The sequence below is a fragment of the Aurantiacibacter xanthus genome (assembly GCF_003584015.1).
GTDB classification, from domain to species: domain Bacteria; phylum Pseudomonadota; class Alphaproteobacteria; order Sphingomonadales; family Sphingomonadaceae; genus Alteraurantiacibacter; species Alteraurantiacibacter xanthus.
Map to the genome: position 1 here is coordinate 1 of NZ_QXFM01000008.1, position 4,081 is coordinate 4,081.

General features: G+C 64.9%; 2 protein-coding genes and 1 pseudogene. 1 reads left to right on the forward strand and 2 read right to left on the reverse strand.

The features are described 5' to 3' along the window. Positions 1–60: 60 nt before the first annotated feature. On the reverse strand, positions 61–1,317 hold the full coding sequence (locus tag D2V17_RS01505; protein WP_191229020.1) for a surface lipoprotein assembly modifier: 1,257 nt from the start codon (positions 1,315–1,317) through the stop codon (positions 61–63). 297 nt (positions 1,318–1,614) lie between these two features. Between D2V17_RS01505 and D2V17_RS01510 the strand changes: the two genes are divergently transcribed. Beyond that, entirely contained in the window at positions 1,615–3,777 is a 2,163-nt protein-coding gene (locus D2V17_RS01510; RefSeq protein ID WP_119591384.1) for a M3 family metallopeptidase, read from the forward strand. Positions 3,778–3,804: 27 nt separating this feature from the next. Here the strand turns inward: D2V17_RS01510 and D2V17_RS21140 are convergent. Then, positions 3,805–4,081: pseudogene (locus D2V17_RS21140) on the reverse strand (ABC transporter ATP-binding protein); the annotation flags it as partial.

Consider the following 4,081-nt stretch of genomic DNA (forward strand, 5'->3'; position numbering starts at 1 on the left):
CCAGCATCAGCGCGCTGGCGCCTGCCATAAGGTGCGAATTTTTCATTTCCCGATCCCCTGTCAAAATGCCGCCGTAATGCCGAGTTCGACCGACACGCGGCTGTAATCGTAAAGTTCGATGGTCGAATTGCTCTTCTCGTAGCGCGCCGAAAGCAGCGGCGCGAAGACGCCCACGCGCAAGGCGCGGAAGGTGCCTGAGATCCCCGTCTCGAAGCGGCCGTCCATACGCCTGCGCGGATAAAGCAGGATGCGCGCGTCGGCCTCGGTGCGGTCGTAACCGGCGTTGAGCACCAGCGTCGTGTGGCCAAACTCGCGAAACAGGTAAACATCGGCCCCGCCGCTGGCGAGCGAGTAACCCGGATCGCGTGCCACCTCCCGGAAACCCGAAAGGCGCACCCCGCCGCCGAAGCGCGCGCTGACAGCCTTGTCCATGCTCAGGCCCAGCGAATAGCGCCGCGCATCGCGCTGATCGCTCAGGAGGTCGTCGGTTTCAATCGCGACCGCATCCAGTGTGAGCCGGGTAGTACGCGAAACCGGCTTCTGCCATTCGGCCGAAAGGCCATAGCCGGTGGTATAGGACTTGCCGCCGAACCAGCGATGGCTCACCAATGCGGCAAGCGAGAGCCGCTGAGAACCCCAGGTGAATTGCGGCCCGGCCTCGAGCGATCCGACATAGTCGTTGAATTGATCCTTGCCGTAAAAGCGCGCCTGCCCGCTCGACCGTATCAGCAGGTCGGCCCTGGAAGATAACGGGGCGCGAAAATAGGCCTGCGCGCGCAGCGCCAGACCGACGCCCGAGGTCGCCTGGGCATCCTGGTCGAGATCGAAATTGCCGATTACGGTTTCAAGCGTGTCGGAGCGGGTGGCGCGGTTGATGTTGCTGTCGGGCGCGAGCGCGAGTTGGAAAGAGCCGCCTACGCGCTTCCTGGCCGCCAGCGCCGCGGCATAGAACCGCACCAGTTGCTCGACCTCCTGCGGCAAGCCCGCTGCCTGTGCCGCGCGGATTTCGCGCTGGGCATCGCCGAAATGGCCGAGCGTCGCCTGCATCCGCGCCAGTTCGACCCGCACGCGTGCGGCATCGGGCTTGTCGTCGAGAATGTTGCGCAACAACACGGCGGCAGCCTCGAACCTGCCCTGTTTGTCGGCCAGCATCAGCGCCAGGCGGAAGCGCGCCTCGGTTCGCAGCTCAATGTCCGGGTTGGTCGCCAGCGCGCGGTAGGCAGTCTCGGCTGCCGTGTAATCGCCGGCATCAGACGCCTCTCCGGCAAAGGCAAAAAGCTGCGCCGGGGTGAGCTGGCGAACTTGCTGGCTGCCCACCGATGGCGCCGCTGCAGCATTTTCAGCTGCAGCCTGAGAAGAATCCTGCGCAACGGCATGCGCAGCCCCGCACAGCAGAAAAATCGCCGACCCCATAAAGATCGCGACCCGAATTCTATTTGCAGCCAAAAGTTAACGACCCTCTTTTACTGTGAAAGCGATATGCTTTTTCGGGCCGAATGCAAGATTCGAATTTATCGCAATTGATGCCTTGCCACCCCCTTGCCCACCAGCCTCGCCCTGCTATGACTTCGGTTTCAAACGAAATGAATCCCCCAGATCGAGGTACGCAACCCCATGAAAACGCGTTTGCTTGCCAGCTCCATGCTGGCCCTTATGACCGCCGCCTGTGCCACCACTCCGGATAGTGCCCCCATGGATGTTGCCGCCGCGCCCGCCATTCCCAAAGCCACCAGCGCCTTTGCCGAGCTGAGCACCCTGCCCTTCCACGCGCCCGACTTCACCGCGCTGAGCGATGCCGACTACCAGCCGGCCATCGAAGAGGCGATTGCGATCCAGCTCGCCGAGATCGACCAGATCGCCAACAACCCGGCCGCCCCCACCTTCGCCAACACCATCGTCGCGATGGAGCGCACGGGTCAGGTCTACGATCGCGCCACCGCCGCCTTCGACCAGAAGGTCTCGGCCGACATCAACGATACGCTCGCCGCTGCCGACGAGGCGCTGGCCCCGCAGCGCGCCGCGCTCAGCGACGCGATCTATCTCAACCCCAAACTGTTCGCCCGCGTGAAGGCGATCTACGACAACCGCGCGGCCATGAGCATGACGGCCGAAGACGCGATGCTGCTCGAAATCACCTACGCCGATTTCGTGCATAATGGCGCGCTGCTCTCCGATGCGGCCAAGGCCGAGCTGAAGCAGATCAACGGCCGCCTGTCCGAGCTGGGCGCGCAGATCCCGCAGCGCATCACCGAAGGCCAGGCCGGCGCCGCGCTGACGGTCGATACGGTCGAGGAACTGTCGGGCCTGTCCGACGGCCAGATCGCCGCCGCCGCCGCTGCTGCCGAGGCCGCCGGGATGCCCGGCAAATATGTGCTGGCGATGACCAACACCACCTCGCACCCGCTGCTCTCGCAGCTGAACAACCGCACCACGCGCGAGCGGCTTTACCGCGCCAACTCGACCCGCAACTACAGCGGTGACAAGTCCACGGTCGCCATGATCCGCGAAGTGGTTGATCTGCGCACACAGATCGCGCGCATCTTCGGCACGCCCGACTATGCCACCTGGCAGATGTACGACCGCTTCGCCCGCACGCCCGAGCGCGCCATCGGCTTCATGGAAGAGATGGTCCCCGCCCTGCGCGCCACGCAGGAGCGCGAAGCCGCCGAGATCAACGCCATGATCGAACGCGAAGGCGGCGACTTCACCGTCCAGCCGTGGGACTGGCCCTACTATGCCGAGAAGATCCGGCAAGAGCGCTATGCCCTCGATAACGAGGCCATCAAGCAGTACTTCGTGGTCGACCGCGTGCTCGAAGACGGCGTGTTCTTCATGGCCAACAAGCTCTATGGCCTGACCTTCGAAAAGCGCACCGACATCCCCGTCTATCGCGAGGGCGTCAGCGTCTACACCGTGTTCGATGCCGATGGCAGCGAACTGGCGCTGTTCTACTTCGATCCGTTCCAGCGCGACAGCAAGGGCGGCGGCGCGTGGATGAACAACTTCGTCGAGCAAAGCAATCTGCTGGGCCTTAAGCCGGTGATCGCCAACACGCTCAACGTGGCTCCGCCCGCTCCCGGCCAGCCCGCGCTGATGACCTGGGACGACGTGACGACCACCTTCCACGAATTCGGCCACGCGCTGCACGGCATGTTTGCCGACCAGCAGTATCCGTCGCTCTCGGGCACCAACACCGCGCGCGACTGGGTCGAGTTCCCGAGCCAGTTCCACGAGCCCTTCGCCGCCGTGCCCGAAGTGCTGCAGAACTATGCCAAGCACTGGCAGACCGGCGAGACGATCCCGATGGAGATGGTCGAGGCGATCGACCGGGCCAGCAAGTTCAACCAGGGCTATGACTTCGGCGAGCTGCTCACCGCGCAGCTGCTCGACATGAAGTGGCACTCGCTCGCCCCCGGCGAGGCGCCGAGCGACGTGGTCGGCTTCGAGCGGGAGGCGCTGGAAAGTCTGGGCCTGCGCACCGATCTGGTGCCGCCGCGCTACTACACGCCCTATTTCCGGCACATCTTCGGCCATGGCTATCAGGCGGGCTATTACAGCTACACCTGGACCAACATGCTGGCCAAGGACGGCTATGCCTGGGTGGTGGACCACGGCGGGATGACCCGCGCCAACGGCGACCACATCCGCGCCACCTTCCTCGGACAGGGCCACTCGAAGAGCTACGAGCAGATGTACCGCGACTTCACCGGGCATGACCCGCAGGTCGGCCCGCTGCTCGAATCGCTCGGTCTGACCGGTGACGCCGCCTCGCAGTAAGCGCGCGGCAATGAACGGCTGCGTCGCCTAACGCAGCACTGTGAGCGCGCGCTGGCCCGGTTCGCCGATCCAGCGCGCGTCCACCCCCCAGACCCGCGCCAGCAGCGCGCTGGAAAGCGCCTCCTCGGGCGCGCCATTGGCAGCGATCCTGCCGTTGTCGAGCACGATCACCCGGTCGGCATGGTTCATCGCCAGCGCGAGATCGTGCAGCACCAGCACCACCCCGCAGCCATCGGCAGCGGCAGCATGCAGCACCCGCAACAGGCGCAGCTGATGCGCCAGATCGAGCGCGGCCAGCGGCTCG

Excerpts from the sequence above, each read along its gene's own strand:
- D2V17_RS01510 (WP_119591384.1), top strand. The coding sequence starts at position 1,615 with ATGAAAACGCGTTTGCTTGCCAGCTCCATGCTGGCCCTTATGACCGCC.